Raw genomic sequence first — 16767 nt, 5'->3', positions numbered from 1 at the left:
TCAGACTCCCAAACGGTGCTGGCCGGCGGCCGCGATAAAACTGTCCACATCGAGCATCGGGATATTGGCCGCATCCGCGATGTGCATCGCACTCCAGATGTCGACCGGATCGGGCAGGGCGCCGAAGCGGGCGATGCGTTCGTCCAGCATCTGCTGCTCGGCCTCCAGCGCCTCCAGCGTCAGCTCCACCGGCCGGCCCGCCAGCGCGGCCAGCGCCTCGCGGGCGGCTTCGCGGAAGGCGGCGATATCGTCGGCCACGATGCGCTGGCAATCGCCCATCAGGTAGCGGTGCTTGCCGCCGCTGGTGCGCCACACCAGCGCACGGTCGCGCGAATCGAATTCCTCGACGCCGCTGGCGGTCTCGATCACTTCCGGGCCGGACATCGCCAGCCGGCCTTCCTCCGACATCACCACCACGTTGGCGCAGCGCGAGACGATGCCCATGCCGCCAAAGGCGCCGTTCGAGCCGCCCACCAGCACCACCACGGGGATGCCGGCTGCGCGCACGTCCAGCAATGCGCGCATCACTTCCGACACCGCGATCAGGCCGGCGTTGGCTTCATGCAGGCGCACGCCGCCCGATTCCACCAGCAGCACCACCGCCGCCACCTGGTCGCGCACCGCGCGCCGCAGCAGGCCGACCAGCTTGGCGCCGTGCACCTCGCCGACCGCGCCGCCCATGAATCCACCTTCCTGCGCCGCCGCGTAGACGGTCACGCCGCCCAGCTTCGCGCGGCCGACTGCGACGCCGTCGTCAAACGCCACCGGCGCGTTCAGCTGCCCCAGGTGGGGGCTGACGATGCGCTCCGACGGCGGCAGGAATTCCTCGAAGCTGTGCGGATCGAACAGCTGCTGCAGACGCTCGCGCGCGTTCGCTTCCTGGTAGCTGCTCATTGCGATTCTCCCAGCATGGTCTGCACCGCCTGGTCCATGCGCAGGCTGACCACGGCGGGCGTGGCGCCCATGTCGTTGATGGAGATGCGGGTATCGGCCAGCAGCCAGCGCTGGTGGAAGTCGCGCATCACCGCTTCCCAGATCGGCCCGAAGCCGACGGCGGCGGTGGTGATCTCGATGGTGCAGGCGCCGGCCAGGTCGGCCGGTTCGATCAGCACTTCCAGATTGCCGGAACCGACCACGCCCACCACGTGCGGCGCGGCCTTCAGGCGCTGCGTGCCTTGTTCGAATCGGTAGTTCAGTGTTTCCATTGTCAGCTCCTCACCAGTTGCGGAAACGCTTGGGCGGCTGGTACAAGCCACCCGATGCGCGCACCAGGTCTTTCATATTGCGGGCGGCCAGCAGGTCGCGCGTGGCCATGCGTTTGTCGATGCCCAGATCCTCCGCGCGCTGGATGATGCCCCGGTCGCGCAGGTTCTCCACCATCCGCTTGTCGCGCGCCAGGCCGACCGGCGTGTAGCCCGCCACGCCGCGTATCGCCTGCTCGCGCTCCTCGTCGGTGCGGCACATCAGCAGGTTGGCGATGCCTTCCTCGGTCAGGATGTGGCTGACATCGTCGCCGTAGATCATCACCGGCGGTATCGCCATCTTGGCTTGTTCCATCAGCTCCCACGCGTCGAGCTTCTCCACGAAGGCCGGCTGCATATGCTCGCGGAAGGTCTCCACCATCTGCACCACCAGCTTCTGGCCGCGCGGGATGGTGTTGCGGCCCGCGCGCGCCTGCTCGCCCGCCTTCAGCCACGCCGGGCTGGCGTGGCGCCGTCCGCGCGCGTCAGCGCCCATGTTGGAGGCGCCGCCGAAGCCGGAGATGCGGCCCGCCGTGGCGGTCGATGAATTGCCCTGCAAATCGATCTGCAGCGTCGAGCCGATGAACATGTCGCAGGCGTAGTGGCCGGCGGCCTGACACATGGCGCGGTTGCTGCGCATGGTGCCGTCCGGGCCGATGGCGAAGACGTCCGGCCGCGCATGAATGTAGTCCTCCATGCCCAGCTCCGAGCCGAAGGAATGCACCGACTGCACGAAGCCCGCTTCAATGGCCGGGATCAGCGCCGGGTGCGGATTGAGCGCCCAGTGCTTGCCGATCTTGCCGCGCAGGCCCAGCGACTCGGCGTAGGTCGGCAGCAGCAGCTCGATGGCGGCGGTGTCGAAGCCGATGCCGTGGTTCAGGCGCTGCACGCCATACTCGGCGTAGATGCCCTTGATGGCCATCATCGCCATCAGCACCTGGATCTCGGAGATCTGCGCCGGATCGCGCGTGAACAGCGGCTCGATGTAGTAGGGGCGCGGCGACTGCACGACGAAATCGACCCAGTCCCCCGGCACGTCCACGCGCGGCACGGTGTCCACGATGCGGTTGACCTGCACGATGACGATGCCCTGCTTGAAGGCGGTAGCTTCGACGATGGCCGGCGTGTCCTCGGTGTTCGGGCCGGTGTACAGGTTGCCGTGGCGGTCGGCCGCCTCCGCCGCGATCAGGCAGACGCGCGGCGGCAGGTCGATGAAGTAGCGGCTGAACAGCTCCAGGTAGGTGTGGATGGCGCCGATATTGAGCTTGCCGGCGGAGGCCAGCCGCGCCACGCGCACCGCCTGCGGGCCGGAGAACGAGAAGTCCAGCCGCGAGGCGACGCCGCGCTCGAACACGTCGAGGTGCTCCGGCAGCGCCAGCACCGACTGCAGCATGTGCAGGTTGTTGATGCGCGCCGGGTCCAGGTTGGCCAGCGCGTGGCCGAGGAAGTCGGCCTGCTTCTGGTTGTTCCCTTCCAGGCAGACGCGGTCGCCGCACTCCAGCGCCGCGTGCAGCAGGTCGGCGACGCGCGCGGCCGGCAGGCTCTTGCCGTCCAGTTCATTACCCAGGGCGCCGCGCGCCCGCTGCAAGCGCGCGGCGCGGTTCTGCTGCAGGGTGTTCCAGTTCATTTTATTTTGCTCCCATGATCATGTCCGGCAGGCCGGTGGAAATGGACGGGAACAGGCATAGTAGCAGCACCGCCACGAACATCAAAATCAGGAACGGGAACACACCCCACACCACATCCTTGAGCGGGATGTCGGGCGCGATGTTCTTGATGACGAAAATGTTCAGGCCCACCGGCGGGTGGATCAGGCCCATTTCCATCACCACCGTCATCACGATGCCGAACCAGATCAGATCGAAGCCTGCGGCCTTCAGCGGTGGCAGGATGATGGGCGCCGTCATCAGGATGATCGACACCGGCGGCAGGAAGAAGCCGAACACGATCACCATCAGCAGGATCACCGCCAGCAGCAGCCATTTCGACAGGTGCAGGCTGACCACCCACGCGGCGGCGGACTGGCTGATGTGCAGGTAGCTCATCACGTACGAATAGAACAGCGACATGCCGATGATCAGCAACAGCATCGTCGATTCCTTGATCGAGGAGCTGAGGATGGGCGACAGGTCCTTCGGCCGCCACACGCCGTAGATCGCGGCCAGCAGCACCAGCGCCAGCAAGGCGCCCAAGCCGGCGGTCTCGGACGGCGTGGCGAAACCGCCGTACAGCGCGACCATCACGCCGATCAGCAGGATGATGAAGGGCAGCACGCGCGGCAGCATCTCCACCTTCTGCGCCAGCGTGTAGTGCTCGTCCTCCAGGTAGGCCGACTTGGCGCCGCCCTGTTGGTAGATGACCAGCGCGGCCTTGTATTCCTTGTGCGCGCGGTAGACGGCATAGCCGGCGAACAGCAGCACCAGCAGCACGCCCGGGCCTATCCCGGCCAGGAACAGGCGGCCCAGCGACTGCTCGGCGGCCACCGCGTACAGGATCATGGTGATCGACGGCGGCAGCAGGATGCCCAGCGTGCCGCCGGCGGCGATGATGCCGGCCGCGAAACCGGGCGAGTAGCCACGGCGGCGCATCTCGGGGATGCCGGCCGAGCCGATGGCCGAGCAGGTGGCGGGCGACGAGCCGGCCATCGCCGCGAACAGCGCGCAGGCGAACACGTTGGCGATGCCAAGGCCGCCCGGTATCTTGTGCATCCACGTGTGGATCGCGGAGTACAAGTCCTTGCCGGCCGGGGACTTGCCGATGGCCGCGCCCTTCAGGATGAACAGGGGGATGGACAGCAGCGTGATCGACGCCATCTCCTCGTACACGTTCTGGGTGATCGTGTCGAGCGAGGAGGGCGGCATGCAGAAGTACATGAAGCCGGTGGCCACCACGCCCAGTGCGAAGGCGATAGGCATCCCGGAGAACATCACCACCAGGGTGACGGCGCCGTACAGGGCGCCCAGTGTCAGGTCGCTCATGCCGCGCGCTCCGATGAAGGTTTGTTGGTCATCCGTGCCAGCGTTTGCAGCACGATCTGCAGCGTGAGGATGCTCATCCCGGCGGCCATCATGGCGTAGGGTATCCACAGCGGCGGGGCGAAGGTCGAGGAGGTGGTCTGGCCGTCCACCCAGGCCTCATGGAACAGCGTCCACGACTTCCACGAGAAGAAGGCGCAGAACAGCGCCGACACCACGTCCACCATGAACAGCCGCGCCGCGTTCACGCGCGCCGGCAGCAGCGAAGCCAGCGCCTCGATGCCGATGTGGCCGCGATGCGACTGCACATAGGCGGTGCAGAAGAAGGTCACGCCGACCAGCATGAACACGGAGGCCTCGTCCTGCCAGTCGGTGGGCGCGTGGAAGAAGTAGCGCGACACCACCGAGTAGGTCAGCACGAGGGCAGTCAGCACCAGCGCCACCATGGACACCAGCATCAGCCCGTGATTGAGCTTGTTCAGCAGCGCGGTCGCCAGCGCCACGGCCGCGTTGTCCGGCGGCGCGGCCGCGCGCGGCGGCTCCAGCTCTATGCCGTGGCTCACAGCGTCTTCTCCGCCAGCTTGAGCAGCTTGGCGCAGCTCTCATTGCGGTCGCTGTAGTCCTTCCAGGCGGTGGTGCGGGCGATGGCCTGCCATTTTTTCAGCGCGGCCGGATTCAGGTCCACCACCTTGGCCTTGGCCTTGGCGTAGACGTTGGCCACGGCCGTGTCGTCGGCCTTGGCGGAGGTCAGCGCGAACGCTTCCATCTCGGCGCCGACGGCCATGATGGTGGCCTGCTGTTCCTTTGTCAGACGGTCGAAGACGGCCTTGGACATCATCAGCGGCTCGAACATGAACCAGTAGGCGCCGGCGCGGCCGGTGGTCAGCGCCTTCGACACTTCCTCCAGGCGGAACGAGATCAGCGAGGTGGAGGAGGTCAGCGCCGCCTCCATCGCGCCGGTCTGCATGGCGGCGTAGATCTCGTTGGACGGCAGCGACACCACGGCGGCGCCGGCGGCCTTGAGGATCAGGTCCATCTCGCGCGAGCCGCCGCGTATCTTCATGCCCTTGGCATCGTCAGGATCGATCACCGGCTTGGTGCGCGAGGCCACGCCGCCGGCCTGCCAGATCCAGCTCACCAGCATGATGCCCTTCTCGTTCAGGATGCGGCTCAACTCCTTGCCCACTTCGGCGTTCTTCCAGCCGTAGGCCTGTTCGTAGGATGTCACCAGGCCGGGCATCAGGCCGATGTTCACCTCCGGGACCTCGCCGCCGGCGTACGACAGCGGCACCAGCGACATGTCCAGCGCGCCCTTGCGCATGGCGGAGAACTGGGCGTTGGTCTTCATCAGCGAGGAGCCGGGATAGATCTCGAATTTGAGGCTGCCCTTGCTGCGCTTTTCCACCTCGGCGGCGAACATGCGGGTCAGGCGGTCGCGGAAATCGCCGTCGGTGACCGTCCCGCCGGGGAACTGGTGCGAGATCTTGAGGGTGGTGCTCTGCGCCCATGCCGGTTGCAGCAACAACGGGCTGGCGGCCAGGGCGGCCAGTACGGACCTGCGGGTGATTACGCTCATCATTCCTCCAAGGGGTAAGTCAAATATGCAACGCTTTGTTTTGTGTATACAAGAATATCTGGTTCGAATACATTGTCAAGCTAAATAAGCGACTTATAATGAAGCTTGATATACACAAGGCTGCGAACACCATGACCACCCATTCCGCCACGCTGCGCGAAGAAATTGAAGAGATGATCGCCATCGGCGAGCTCAAACCGGGCCAGCACCTCGATGAAACCGAGTTGGCCGCGCGCTTCGGCGTCTCCCGCACGCCGGTGCGCGAGACGCTGATCCAGCTGGCTTCCATGGGACTGGTGGTGATACGCCCCCGGCGCGGCGCCATCGTCGCGGAGCTGGGACCGCAGCAGCTGGTGGAGATGTTCGAGGTGATGTCGGAACTGGAGGCGACCTGCGGCCGCCTGGCCGCGCGCCGCATGACGCCCGTGGAGCAGCAGGCTTTGTTGGCGGCCCACCAGGCCTGCCAGGAAGCGCGCGATGCGCAGGAGCCGGACGTCTACTACTACAAGAACGAGTTGTTCCACGAGGCGATCTACGCCGGCAGCCATAACCAGTTCCTGATCGAGCAGACGCGCAACCTGTACCGGCGCCTGCGGCCTTACCGCCGCCTGCAGCTGCGGGTGCGCGACCGGCTGTCCACGTCCTATCACGAGCATGACGGCGTGGTGCAGGCGATTGTCGGCGGCGACGGCGAATTGGCGGCGCGCCTGCTGCGCGAGCACGTGATGATACAGGGACAGCGCTTCTCGGATTTGATGGCGTCCCTGCCGCAGCTGCAGCGGGACGCGGCCTGAATTAGCTGGCAGCGCCGCGCACCATCCGCACCGGCTTGGCCGCGTTGGACGGGGCCTGCGGCAGCATGTCCTGCAGCGTTTGTTTATCCAGCACCGCCAGGAAGGCCTTGGTGGCGTCGTTCAGCGTGTGTTTGAGCGCGCAGTTGGGCGTGAGCGGGCAGGTGTCGGTCTCGCGGTCGAAGCATTCGGCCATGAAGAAATCGGTCTCGGTCGCCCGCACCAGCGCGCCGATGTTGATGTCCTTCGGCTCCTTCGCCAGCCGCAGGCCGCCGTTGCGGCCCCGCACCGTCTCCACCAAGCCGGATTGACCCAGCTGGTACACCACCTTCATCAGATGGTTCTTCGAGATCGCGTGCATGTCGGCGATGTCCTGGATCGTGACCAGCCGGTCCCGGTGCGCGCTCAGGTACAGCAAGGTACGCAGGGAGTAGTCGGTGAAGGATGTCAGGCGCATGGCTCGGAGTGTCTGTTGCAGGTCAATTCACCATTCTACATCCTCATGAAGCTTTACTCCATTTGTTGCAGAATGTCGCGCACGCGCAGCAGCGCGGTGTCGATGTCGAGCGTCTCGATGCCGCCGTAACCGAGGAACAGGCCGGCCTTGGGCGGCGTGAAGGCGTAGAAGTTCGACAGCGGATAGAGGCCGACGTCGGCGCGCCGCGCCAGCCGCCGCAGCAGGTCCAGGTCCAGCGGCTTTTTGCACAGCGCGGCCACGTGGAAGCCGGCGCTGGCCGGCACCAGTTCGAACCACGGCGACAGCGGCCCGGCAAACAGGGCTTGCAGGCGCTCGCGCCGCGTCGCGTAGATCTCGCTGCAGCGGCGGATGTGGCGCGACAGGTAGCCGTCCGAGATGAACTTGGCCAGCGCGTGCTGGCTGGCGGTGGCGGTGTGCCAGTCGTTCAGGTGCTTGACGGTGAGGGCCGCGTTCAGCACCGCCTCCGGCAGCACCGCGTAGCCGAGCCGCAGCTCCGGCAGCATCACCTTGGAGAAGGTGCCGACGAAGGCCACCACGCCGTGCCGGTCCATGCTCTGCAGCGAATCGGTGGGCCGGCCCTCGTAGCGGAATTCGCTGTCGTAGTCGTCCTCGATGATGATGGCGCCGATCTCCAGCGCGCGCGCCAGCAGCGCCTCTCGCCGGGCCACGCTCATCGGCATCCCAAGCGGGAACTGGTGGGCCGGCGTGGTGTAGATCAGCCGCGTGCCTTGCGGGATCTGGTCCACCAGCATGCCTTCGCGGTCGACGCCGATGCCCACGACCTGCGCGCCCTGGCTGGCGAACAGCATGCGCGCGGCCGGATAGCCCGGCTCCTCGACCGCCACCACGCAACCCGGCTCCAGCAGCACGCGGCCCAGCAGGTCCAGCGCCTGCTGGGCGCCGTTGGTGACCACCACATTGTGGGCGGTGCAGACCACGCCGCGCGCGTAGGCGGCGTGGTGGGCGATGGCCGCGCGCAGCTCGGGGATGCCTTCCGCCTGGCGGTACATGCCGCCGGTCCTGGCGTCCTGGCGCAGGCCGTGCAGCACGCAGCGGCGCCACTCGTCGGCGGGGAACAGGCCGGGCGTGATGCAGCCGCCGATGAACTCATGGCGCGAGCGGCCTTCCGGGAACGGGTTGCGCAGCGGCGCGTGCATGGCGTCCCACTTGGCGACGATGGCGGCGCTGGCGAGGTTGGCGGCGACCTGGCGGCGCGGCCTGGCCTCCACCGGTGCGCTCACGAAGCTGCCCTTGCCGACCTGGCCCAGCACCAGCCGCTCCTGCGTCAGGCGGGTATAGACATCGGAGACGGTCTTGCGCGACAGGCCAAGCTGCTCGGCCAGCAAGCGGGTGGGCGGCAACTGCTGGCCGTCGGCCAGGCGCCCGCTGCGGATCGAATCGCTCAGCTGGCGGTACAGCTGCCCGCTCAAATCCTTCGTGCCCTCGATGACGATGTGGAGTTCCATGTTATGTTTGTGCGGCGCCTGACAGACAATACCCGGCAGTTTGCCACAGACTTGCAAGCCACACAGGAGGAACCATGGATCAGGAAACCGCGCGCCGCCAGTTCGTCAACGAGCTTTGGCAGCGCTACGAGGAGTTGCAGCGATGGGCGGAAGAGAACTGGCCGGACAAGGAGCATCCCCTGTCCAGCGCGGACTTTGTCGAGACCCGCAAGGAGATACTGGGCCTGCGCAATCCGGCCCAAGCGCCGGGCCGGCCCGCGTCGGCCAGCGCCGGGGGCGACGCCCGTGAGCCGGAGCAGGGCGGCGCTCAATACATCGACGTGAATCCGACGCCCTGGCCTTGATTGATCCTACTTGATGATGGGTCTCGCTCTCGATCAGATGCCGCTTTGCGCAAGCATCCTGGCAAAATTCTCCGCCGGCCATAGCTTTCGGTCGGACACTTGACCGTCACCGAGTTCAATCAGGCGCAGATGTCCATCCGCTGAGAGTACGGTGTCGACAGAGAAAAACGGACTGTCGACAGCTGCTGCTATTCGTCGGACCAGATCGGGGACTGTCCCATCTCTGCCATATGGCGTGCCACGAAGGACAAAATAACGTTCTTCGGTATCAGGCTGCAAGGACTCAAAACGACGGATGCAGATACCCCCCTCAATTTTCCCCCGATATTGCTTAATAAGCGCGACCAGCTCCGTCACTTCCTCGGCATTCTTTGCAATAGAGCCGCGCGACGTAGTCAGCGACTTGACGTAGTCCTTTACAAAGTAGGCAGGCCAATTCAGTTTGGCGAGTTCGATAGTGAAGTTAATGTCTTGGTCGACGAAGACGGTTTCGGGAGTCCACTCGACACAAACCTGATACCAGCCTGGTAAGTGATGGCAACGCTGATACTCAACGGCGTTGACGAGTGGCTTGGCGCCAGCATCAATCATCGCGGCGCTCAGACGAGAATAATCGTCGATGTCCAGCATCCAGCCTCGGTAGGCGACTACTTCTGCCTCATCAAATTTTGGTCGCGGCTTAAACTCTCCGCCTTGGAAGTCTTCTAACGAAAACAGTGAGCAGGCAAGGCCACTGGCAATGGCCGCATCAAACTCCTCGCGATACTCCTCATCTGGCAGTTTGCTGTTAAACGGGTCGCAGGGGTAGAGTAGTCTCATCGGATGCCTGGGCTTAGTGCGTGACCGGCTTGCCGGTCTGCGCCAGCAGCCAGGCGATCACGCTGACGACCAGGCTGGCGAGCACGCCCCAGGCCAGTTTCAGCGCGCTGTCGAACAGCAGCGGCGCCACCAGGCCGGACACCAGCGCGAACAGCAGCATCTGGATGAAGGACTGCATCGACGCCGCCAGCCCGCTATTGTTGGGGAAGTACTCCAGCGCGATCAGCGACAGGGGCGTCATCGACAACGCCAGGCCGAAGGAATAGATAAACAGCGGCAGCACTGCGTACGGCACGGCGGCCACGAAGGCGCTGTTGTAGGCCACGTTGATGACGCCGGAGGCGATCATGACCGCGAAACCCATCCACACCTGCGCGCTGCGCGAGAACCTGTGCGCGAACTTGCCCGACAGCGCGGAGCCGATCACCATGCCGCTGATCAGCGGCACGAACATCCATGCGAACGCGGTCTCCGGCAGGTGCAGGATGTTCATCACGAAGTAGGCGGCCGAGCCGATATACAGCGCCACGCCCGCGAAGCTCATGCCGACCGCGATCGACAGCAGCAGGAACTGGTGGTGGCACAGCACCTTCCAGTAGTTCGCGGCGATCACGCCGAGGTGGAAGGGATGGCGGTCCTTGACGGCCAGGCTCTCGGGCAGCGCGCGCTGCACGGCGATGAACATCAGGATGCCGAAGCCGCTGAGGAACCAGAAGATCGAACGCCAGCCGAAGCTCACCTGCAGCCAGCCGCCCAGCACCGGTGCGATGGCCGGCGCCAGGCCGAAGATCATCATGATGTGCGACAGGATCTTCTGCGCGGCGACGCCGGAGAAGCGGTCCTGCACGATGGCGCGGCCGACCACCGAGCCGGCGCCGGCCGCCAGGCCCTGCACGATGCGGCAGGCCAGCAGCACGCCGATGGACGGCGCCATCGCGCCGACGATGGAGGCGGCCACGTAGGCCACCAGCGACACCAGGATCACCGGGCGGCGGCCGAAGGAGTCGGACAGCGTGCCGTAGAACAGCATCATGAAGGCGAAGCAGAACAGGAACATGCTCAGGGTCTGCTGAATCAGCAACGGGCTGGCGTCGAAGGCCAGGGCGATGGCGGGGAACGACGGCAGGTAGGTGTCGATGGCCAGCGGCCCGACCATACTCAGGCCGGCCAGCAGCAGTGTCAGCAAAATATTCATGAAAGGCGTATTGTTCTGTGAGCCGAGCATTTTACGCGATATGCGGCCATCGCATATCCAAGGGCGAAATCATTCCTTCGCCCTGCTGCCGACGTTTTTATAATTCGAGACACTATGACTATCGATACCTATGATGGAACCGGCGTCAAGCCGTCGCACTGGAACCTGGACGGCGTGATCGAGCAGCTGCGCGTGTCGCGCGAGGCCACGCACAATATCCGCCATCACGGCAAGGTGCGTGAGCTGCCGTCGCGCGAGGCGCTGACGATCATCGTCAACGGCCTGTCGGCGGTGCTGTTCCCGACGCACTACGGGCGGCCCAACCTGACCGACGAGAGCATCGACTACTTCGTCGGCGACACGCTCAACACCACCTTGAACCGCCTGACGGAACAGGTCCGGCGCGGCCTGCAGTTTTCGCTGGAGGACGCGGCGGCCGATGAGGATGCGCTGACGCGCCAGGCCCACGCCATCACGCGCGAGTTCGCGGCAGGGCTGCCGGGCATCCGCGGGCTGCTGGTGTCCGACGTGCAGGCGGCGTTCTCGGGCGATCCGGCGGCGACGTCGGTCGCCGAGATCATGCTGTGCTATCCGGGCACCATCGCCATCCTGTACTACCGGCTGGCGCACAGCCTGCACCGGCTTGGCTCGCCGTTCCTGGCGCGGCTGATTTCGGACATCGGCCATTCGCTGACGGGGATCGACATCCATCCGGGCGCGCAGATCGGCGGCAGCTTCTTCATCGACCACGGCACCGGCGTGGTGATCGGCGAGACGGCGATCATCGGCCAGCGCGTGCGGCTGTACCAGCATGTGACCTTGGGCGCCAAGCGCTTCCCGGCGGACGAGAAGGGCGCGTTGATCAAGGGCGTGCCGCGCCATCCGGTGGTGGAGGACGACGTGGTGATCTACGCCGGCGCCACCATCCTGGGGCGCATCACCATCGGCGCCGGCTCCACCATCGGCGGCAATGTGTGGCTCACGCAGAGCGTGCCGGCGGGGAGCAATGTGTCCCAAGCGCAGATGCGCAACGATTAGGGTATGCTTTTGGTTTGAATACGCACGGAGTTTTTGGAATGACGGATCAATCGAACTATGTACCGCCGAAAGTCTGGGTGGCCAACGCGCCATCCGGCGGCACTTTTGCGAGCATCAACCGCCCGGTCTCGGGGCCTACCCACGAGAAGGAACTGCCGGTCGGGAAGCATCCGCTGCAGCTCTATTCGCTGGGAACGCCGAACGGCGTCAAGGTGACGATCATGCTGGAGGAGCTGCTGGCCGCAGGGCACAGCGGCGCCGAGTACGACGCCTGGCTTATCCGCATCAACGAAGGCGAGCAGTTCTCCAGCGGCTTCGTCGACATCAACCCCAACTCGAAGATCCCGGCGATGGTCGACCGCAGCGGCGCCAAGCCGTTGCGCGTGTTCGAATCCGGCTCGATCCTGGTGTACCTGGCCGAGAAGTTCGGCGCCTTCCTGCCGAAGGAACTGACGGCGCGCACCGAGACCTTGAACTGGCTGTTCTGGCAGATGGGTTCCGCGCCGTTCCTAGGCGGAGGCTTCGGCCACTTCTACGCCTACGCGCCGGAAAAGCTGGAGTACCCGATCAACCGCTATGCAATGGAAGTCAAGCGCCAGCTCGACGTGCTCGATCGCCAGCTTGCCGATCACCGCTATGTCGCGGGCGACGAGTACACCATCGCCGACATGGCGATCTGGCCGTGGTACGGTGTTCTGGTGCTCGGGAAGATTTACGGCGCCGGCGAGTTCCTGTCGGTGCACGAGTACAAGAACGTCAAGCGCTGGGCCGACGACATCGCCGCGCGTCCTGCGGTGATCCGTGGCCGCAAGGTCAATCGCACGTTCGGTGAGCCGGAAGAGCAGGTGAGCGAACGGCATAGCGCTTCAGACCTGGATTGAACCCTCAGATGGCGGTCGGCAGGCCGCCATGCTGTGAATTGACTCCAATGCTTAATCTTTTAATATTTCTATTGCGAAATTAATGTATCGGCAATATAGTGACGTTTCCTTAACTTTATCGGAAATCGCTATGCGTCGCTTCGCACTTGTCTTGCTTGGTCTTTTTTGTGCCGCTTCGGCTCATGCCGAACTCATTACTTTTGAATATACGGGCACCATTAATACTCTGCGGGAGTCCAACCTTGCAGTCACTGTCAGCCATTCGGTTGTGTCTAGCAAGATGGTTGCTGGTGGCGTCCGTGTCGGCGATGATTTTCATGGCGCATTTGTAATCGATACCAGCATTCCTCTTGACTCCGGCACGCCAGGCGTCGCTCGTTACATGCCGTCGCCAAACTCGCCGGCCGCGCCAGCTTCCTACATGACCTTTGATAAGACGGGCACCTCTGTTTCGTCGCTGTTCGGCGCCCCCAGTATTAATGTGTTTCACGCTGCTGGTTCCAGCGATTCCATCTTCATTGCTCCGCAGTCGCTTGGTATCTCAAGTATTTTCTTTTGGTTTAATAACCCCGGCTCCACTATTTTGTCCGACCTGTCCATTCCCTCGAATTTCAATTTGAACGCATGGTTCAACGCGAACGCGGGACTCAGCGTGTATGACTGGGCCAATGACCGGTCCCTGAACATGAGTGGCATGCTGACCTCTATTACCAAAGTGTCAGCCGTTCCTGAGCCAGAGTCCTACGCAATGCTGCTGGCCGGTCTGGCGCTGGTGTCTGGAGTCGCCGCGCGCAGGAAAAAGCAGCGCGGCTGATCCGCTATCCTTACTTGCCCGGCTTGGCCGCGCCGGCCGCTTCCAGCGCCAGCTGGTCTTCGGTCTTCGAGTAGTCGGGGAAGTATTTGTTGGTGACCGCCAGGAACTCGCGCGAACGGTAGGCCGCCGCGATGTCCTTGGCGAACTGCTTGTCCTTGTCGGCGGCGCGGATCGCCACCAGGTTGATGTAGTTGGACGAGATCTTCTCGGTCAGCAGCGCTTCCTTCAGCTTCATGCCCGAGGCCAGCGCGTAGTTCCCGTTGACGAAGGAGTAGTCGGTGTCCTGCAGGGAGCGTGGCAGCTGCGCCGCTTCCAGCGCGATCAGCTTGACCTTCTTGACGTTGACGGCGATGTCCTTCTCCGATGCCTTCACCGGGTCGAACTTCTCACGCAGCTTGATCCATCCCAGTTGATCCAGCATCACCAGCGCGCGCGCCTGGTTGGTCGGATCGTTCGGCATGGCGACGGTCGTGCCTTCCTTCGCCTCCGCCAGCGTCTTGTGCTTCTTGCTGTAGATGGCGATCGGCGCGGTCGGGATCTTCACCAGGTCCGCCAGCGGCAGCTTGTTCTTGGCCGCGAATTCATTCAGGTAGACGATGTGCTGGAACACGTTGGCGTCCAGCGAACCCTCGGCCAGCGCGAAGTTCGGCTGGATGTAGTCGTTGAACTCCACCAGCTTGACCTTGTATCCCTGCTTTTCCAGGATAGGCTTGATGCCCAGTTTGATCTGGTCCGCATACGGGCCGGAGCTGGTGCCGATCACGATTTCTTTCGGGTCCTTGGCGTAGGACGGCGCGGCGATGCCGAGGGCGATGGTCAATGCGGCGAGCAGCAGGTTGCGGCGGGGTGCGTTCATATGTGTTCCTTTGATTAGCGTTTGTCTAGGCGTTTGGCGATGCGGTTGCCGGTGAACTGGATCAGCTGCACCATGGCGATCAGGACGGCGACGGTGGCGACCATGATGTCGGTCTCGAAGCGGTAGTAGCCGTAGCGGATGGCGAGGTCGCCGATGCCGCCGCCGCCCACCACGCCGGCCACGGCGGAGTAGGACAGGAAGCTGATCGACAGCACGGTCAGCGCCAGCACCAGGCCGGAGCGGGCCTCAACCAGCAGCACGCGCAATACGATCTGCAGTTCCGAGGCACCCATGGCGTGGGCGGCTTCGATCACGCCGCGCGGTACTTCACGCAGGTTCTGTTCGACCATGCGGGCGAAGTAGGGCACGGCGGCGAAGGACAGCGGCACGGCGGCGGCCAGCGGGCCGATCGAGGTGCCGGCGATGATGCGCGTGAACGGCACCAGCGCCACCAGCAAAATGATGAACGGGAAGGAGCGCACCACGTTCACCAGCCATCCGAGCACCAGGGCGACCGGGCGATTCTGTAGCGACTGGCCGTCCGCCACCAGGAACAGCAGGATGCCGAGCGGGCCGCCGATCAGCACCGCCGCGGTCAGGCCGATGCCGAGCATGGTCAGCGTTTGCCCGAGGGCGGTCCACATCTCCGGCAGCATGGCGAGGATGGCGTCGAGCGAGGCGAGATATTCAGACATAGGCGGCCTCCGTGTTGACAGTGTTTGCGGCGAGCGCACTGGCGGCGCCGTGCTGCGCCAGTTCGCGGCCCAGCGCGGTCTTGCGCGGCTCGGCCAGGCTTGCGGCGTCGTCCAGCGCGAATTGTTCGGCGATCGCGCCATCCTCGATGACGGCCACGCGGTTGCAGATCTCGCCCAGCACCGACAACTCATGGCTGACGATGACGATGGTGACGTTCAGGCGGCGGTTGATGTCGCGCAGCGTGGCGAGCAGCGCGCGCGTGGTCTCGGCGTCCAGCGCGGAGGTGGGCTCGTCGCACAGCATGACGGCCGGTCCGCTGGCCAGCGCGCGCGCGATGGCGACGCGCTGCTTCTGGCCACCCGACAGCTGCGCCGGATAGTTGGCAGCCTTGCCGCTCAACTCCACCAGCTCCAGGCATTCATTGACGCGGGCCGTGATCTGCGCCGGCGTATGGCCGCCGTGGATGCGCAGCGGGAAGGCGACGTTGTCGAACACGGTGGCGTTTTGCAGCAGGTTGAACTGCTGGAAGATCATGCCGATATTGCTGCGCGCGTCGCGCAGTTCGCGCTTGGACAGCGCGGTCAATTCGCGGCCGTCGACAAACACGCGGCCGCTGTCCGGCCGCTCCAGCAGGTTAAACAGGCGCAGCAAGGTCGACTTGCCGGCGCCGCTCTTGCCGATCAGGCCGAAGATATCGCCGGTATTCACTTCCAGGGAAACGTCGCGTACCGCGTGGAACGCGCCGCCGTCGGGCAGCGCAAAGGTTTTACTCGCATGATCGATGCGAATCAGAGGTGTAGTCATCAGGAATAAGCGGTTGGTGCCGGGTGTAAGGTTCCGGTGCGCGCAGTATCGCATCTGCGGCTCATGCGGCAAACGAAGTTATTCCGCTTTCTATATGCCTAAAAATTATAAAGAGGAAAGTGCATATCAAAACGTAAAACTATTCGTTTTGATTTCACTGGTGCGGAATTAATCTGGCTTCCACGAACAACACAGGGAGCAGCAATGAGCGTACTTCTGATAGGCGGCAGTCCCGCAATCCCTTCAAGCACCGGCCGATTGCTGGATCATGTGGGCCAGAAGCTGTCCATCCAAGGACACTGGCGCAGCACCCTGCTGGTGCGCGACCTGCCGGCGCGGGCGCTGCTGCAAGGCGATACATCGGATCTGGCGATCAAGCGCGCGCTGGCCGCGGTGGCCGCCGCCGACGCCATCGTCATCGCCACGCCGGTGTACAAGGCGTCGTTTACCGGCATCCTGAAAGCCTTTCTCGACCTGCTGCCGCAGGATGGCCTGGCGGGCAAGCTGGTGCTGCCGCTGGCCACCGGCGGCAGCCAGTCGCACATGCTGGCGCTGGACTACGCGCTGCGGCCGGTGCTGCATGCGCTTGAAGCGCGCCAGGTGCTGGCCAGCGTCTACGCCACCTCGCAGCAATTGACATGGAGCGACGACGGCGGCTTGACGCTGGATCCGGACGTCGCCTGGCGCGTGGACGCCGGCATCGAGGATTTGTCGGCCGGCCTGCAGGCGCTGGCCGGCCGCACCGAAGACGTGTACGTGGCGTCGCTGCAGCCGGTACGCCTGGCACGCTGAT

General features: G+C 64.5%; 19 protein-coding genes. 6 read left to right on the top strand and 13 right to left on the bottom strand.

The features are described from left to right. From HUX88_RS04650 to dctP, 6 genes are read right to left on the bottom strand one after another with little or no spacing between them, the layout of a single operon-like run. Window positions 1–894 (bottom strand): biotin-independent malonate decarboxylase subunit beta, encoded by an 894-nt coding sequence (locus tag HUX88_RS04650; RefSeq protein ID WP_176360988.1) that lies wholly within the window; start codon window positions 892–894, stop codon window positions 1–3. Then, window positions 891–1205, bottom strand: coding sequence for a malonate decarboxylase acyl carrier protein (gene mdcC, locus HUX88_RS04645; RefSeq protein ID WP_176360987.1), 315 nt, complete (start codon window positions 1203–1205; stop codon window positions 891–893). Before mdcC ends, HUX88_RS04650 begins: the two co-directional genes overlap by 4 nt. 10 nt (window positions 1206–1215) lie before the next feature. Then, complete coding sequence (gene mdcA, locus HUX88_RS04640; protein ID WP_176360986.1) at window positions 1216–2868, bottom strand: malonate decarboxylase subunit alpha; 1653 nt, start codon at window positions 2866–2868, stop codon at window positions 1216–1218. Between the two features lies 1 nt (window position 2869). After that, on the bottom strand, window positions 2870–4219 hold the full coding sequence (locus HUX88_RS04635; RefSeq protein WP_117015599.1) for a TRAP transporter large permease: 1350 nt from the start codon (window positions 4217–4219) through the stop codon (window positions 2870–2872). Continuing rightward, a complete protein-coding gene (locus tag HUX88_RS04630; protein WP_161091208.1) occupies window positions 4216–4779 on the bottom strand; it encodes a TRAP transporter small permease in 564 nt (187 codons plus the stop codon). The genes HUX88_RS04635 and HUX88_RS04630 overlap by 4 nt, the downstream gene beginning before the upstream one ends. Beyond that, window positions 4776–5792 carry a TRAP transporter substrate-binding protein DctP gene (gene dctP / locus HUX88_RS04625; RefSeq protein ID WP_176360985.1) on the bottom strand — a complete coding sequence of 339 codons (1017 nt, stop codon included), beginning with the start codon at window positions 5790–5792 and terminating at the stop codon, window positions 4776–4778. The genes HUX88_RS04630 and dctP overlap by 4 nt, the downstream gene beginning before the upstream one ends. Before the next feature lie 131 nt (window positions 5793–5923). Between dctP and HUX88_RS04620 the strand changes: the two genes are divergently transcribed. Next, window positions 5924–6586, top strand: a complete 663-nt coding sequence (locus HUX88_RS04620) for a GntR family transcriptional regulator (protein WP_176360984.1) — start codon at window positions 5924–5926, stop codon at window positions 6584–6586. A gap of 1 nt (window position 6587) precedes the next feature. Here HUX88_RS04620 and HUX88_RS04615 read toward each other — a convergent pair whose 3' ends face one another. Continuing rightward, window positions 6588–7040: an Rrf2 family transcriptional regulator gene (locus HUX88_RS04615; protein ID WP_117015603.1), complete on the bottom strand. Its 453-nt coding sequence runs from the start codon at window positions 7038–7040 to the stop codon at window positions 6588–6590. Window positions 7041–7093: 53 nt separating this feature from the next. Then, window positions 7094–8527, bottom strand: coding sequence for a PLP-dependent aminotransferase family protein (locus tag HUX88_RS04610; RefSeq protein ID WP_117015604.1), 1434 nt, complete (start codon window positions 8525–8527; stop codon window positions 7094–7096). Between the two features lie 74 nt (window positions 8528–8601). On the opposite strand from HUX88_RS04610, the gene HUX88_RS04605 reads away from it, so the two are divergent. After that, the gene (locus HUX88_RS04605; protein WP_117015605.1) at window positions 8602–8871 is read left to right on the top strand and encodes a hypothetical protein; all 270 of its coding nucleotides are present in this window, start codon (window positions 8602–8604) and stop codon (window positions 8869–8871) included. A 33-nt stretch (window positions 8872–8904) separates the two neighbouring features. Here HUX88_RS04605 and HUX88_RS04600 read toward each other — a convergent pair whose 3' ends face one another. After that, window positions 8905–9690 (bottom strand): ATP-grasp domain-containing protein, encoded by a 786-nt coding sequence (locus tag HUX88_RS04600; RefSeq protein ID WP_176360983.1) that lies wholly within the window; start codon window positions 9688–9690, stop codon window positions 8905–8907. Window positions 9691–9703: 13 nt separating this feature from the next. Continuing rightward, window positions 9704–10885 (bottom strand): multidrug effflux MFS transporter, encoded by a 1182-nt coding sequence (locus tag HUX88_RS04595; RefSeq protein ID WP_176360982.1) that lies wholly within the window; start codon window positions 10883–10885, stop codon window positions 9704–9706. A 114-nt stretch (window positions 10886–10999) separates the two neighbouring features. Here HUX88_RS04595 and epsC point away from each other — a divergent pair, with 114 nt between their 5' ends. The 3 genes from epsC to HUX88_RS32095 all read left to right on the top strand — a co-directional run bounded on the left by epsC (window position 11000) and on the right by HUX88_RS32095 (window position 13618). After that, window positions 11000–11923: a serine O-acetyltransferase EpsC gene (gene epsC, locus HUX88_RS04590; RefSeq protein ID WP_176360981.1), complete on the top strand. Its 924-nt coding sequence runs from the start codon at window positions 11000–11002 to the stop codon at window positions 11921–11923. 38 nt (window positions 11924–11961) lie between these two features. Then, a complete protein-coding gene (gene yghU, locus HUX88_RS04585; protein ID WP_176360980.1) occupies window positions 11962–12804 on the top strand; it encodes a glutathione-dependent disulfide-bond oxidoreductase in 843 nt (280 codons plus the stop codon). 130 nt (window positions 12805–12934) lie between these two features. Next, complete coding sequence (locus HUX88_RS32095; protein WP_229219195.1) at window positions 12935–13618, top strand: PEP-CTERM sorting domain-containing protein; 684 nt, start codon at window positions 12935–12937, stop codon at window positions 13616–13618. A 10-nt stretch (window positions 13619–13628) separates the two neighbouring features. On the opposite strand, the gene HUX88_RS04575 is transcribed toward HUX88_RS32095, so the two are convergent. Genes HUX88_RS04575 through HUX88_RS04565 form a run of 3 tightly spaced genes read right to left on the bottom strand, consistent with a single transcriptional unit; the run spans window position 13629 to window position 15974 of the window. Further along, entirely contained in the window at window positions 13629–14474 is an 846-nt protein-coding gene (locus tag HUX88_RS04575) for a MetQ/NlpA family ABC transporter substrate-binding protein (RefSeq protein ID WP_176360979.1), read from the bottom strand. A 14-nt stretch (window positions 14475–14488) separates the two neighbouring features. Next, entirely contained in the window at window positions 14489–15169 is a 681-nt protein-coding gene (locus HUX88_RS04570) for a methionine ABC transporter permease (protein ID WP_117015609.1), read from the bottom strand. Further along, entirely contained in the window at window positions 15162–15974 is an 813-nt protein-coding gene (locus HUX88_RS04565) for a methionine ABC transporter ATP-binding protein (protein ID WP_176360978.1), read from the bottom strand. Before HUX88_RS04565 ends, HUX88_RS04570 begins: the two co-directional genes overlap by 8 nt. A gap of 204 nt (window positions 15975–16178) precedes the next feature. Between HUX88_RS04565 and ssuE the strand changes: the two genes are divergently transcribed. Continuing rightward, a complete protein-coding gene (gene ssuE / locus HUX88_RS04560; protein WP_176360977.1) occupies window positions 16179–16766 on the top strand; it encodes an NADPH-dependent FMN reductase in 588 nt (195 codons plus the stop codon). Window position 16767 lies beyond the last annotated feature (1 nt).

This window comes from Duganella sp. BJB1802, from assembly GCF_013369445.1.
Taxonomy (GTDB): Bacteria; Pseudomonadota; Gammaproteobacteria; order Burkholderiales; family Burkholderiaceae_D; genus Rugamonas; species Rugamonas vulcania_A.
Note: the sequence above shows the minus strand (reverse complement) of the source record. Positions and strands in the feature narration are given on the sequence as shown.

Bases quoted from the DNA above. Each gene is read 5' to 3' on its own strand.
- HUX88_RS04595 (WP_176360982.1), bottom strand. From the start codon at position 10,885: ATGAATATTTTGCTGACACTGCTGCTGGCCGGCCTGAGTATGGTCGGG.
- HUX88_RS04605 (WP_117015605.1), top strand. From the start codon at position 8,602: ATGGATCAGGAAACCGCGCGCCGCCAGTTCGTCAACGAGCTTTGGCAG.
- HUX88_RS04620 (WP_176360984.1), top strand. From the start codon at position 5,924: ATGACCACCCATTCCGCCACGCTGCGCGAAGAAATTGAAGAGATGATC.
- HUX88_RS04575 (WP_176360979.1), bottom strand. From the start codon at position 14,474: ATGAACGCACCCCGCCGCAACCTGCTGCTCGCCGCATTGACCATCGCC.
- ssuE (WP_176360977.1), top strand. From the start codon at position 16,179: ATGAGCGTACTTCTGATAGGCGGCAGTCCCGCAATCCCTTCAAGCACC.
- mdcC (WP_176360987.1), bottom strand. From the start codon at position 1,205: ATGGAAACACTGAACTACCGATTCGAACAAGGCACGCAGCGCCTGAAG.
- HUX88_RS04635 (WP_117015599.1), bottom strand. From the start codon at position 4,219: ATGAGCGACCTGACACTGGGCGCCCTGTACGGCGCCGTCACCCTGGTG.
- HUX88_RS04650 (WP_176360988.1), bottom strand. From the start codon at position 894: ATGAGCAGCTACCAGGAAGCGAACGCGCGCGAGCGTCTGCAGCAGCTG.
- yghU (WP_176360980.1), top strand. From the start codon at position 11,962: ATGACGGATCAATCGAACTATGTACCGCCGAAAGTCTGGGTGGCCAAC.
- HUX88_RS04600 (WP_176360983.1), bottom strand. From the start codon at position 9,690: ATGAGACTACTCTACCCCTGCGACCCGTTTAACAGCAAACTGCCAGAT.
- HUX88_RS04570 (WP_117015609.1), bottom strand. From the start codon at position 15,169: ATGTCTGAATATCTCGCCTCGCTCGACGCCATCCTCGCCATGCTGCCG.
- dctP (WP_176360985.1), bottom strand. From the start codon at position 5,792: ATGAGCGTAATCACCCGCAGGTCCGTACTGGCCGCCCTGGCCGCCAGC.
- HUX88_RS04615 (WP_117015603.1), bottom strand. From the start codon at position 7,040: ATGCGCCTGACATCCTTCACCGACTACTCCCTGCGTACCTTGCTGTAC.
- HUX88_RS04610 (WP_117015604.1), bottom strand. From the start codon at position 8,527: ATGGAACTCCACATCGTCATCGAGGGCACGAAGGATTTGAGCGGGCAG.
- HUX88_RS04565 (WP_176360978.1), bottom strand. From the start codon at position 15,974: ATGACTACACCTCTGATTCGCATCGATCATGCGAGTAAAACCTTTGCG.
- epsC (WP_176360981.1), top strand. From the start codon at position 11,000: ATGACTATCGATACCTATGATGGAACCGGCGTCAAGCCGTCGCACTGG.
- HUX88_RS32095 (WP_229219195.1), top strand. From the start codon at position 12,935: ATGCGTCGCTTCGCACTTGTCTTGCTTGGTCTTTTTTGTGCCGCTTCG.
- mdcA (WP_176360986.1), bottom strand. From the start codon at position 2,868: ATGAACTGGAACACCCTGCAGCAGAACCGCGCCGCGCGCTTGCAGCGG.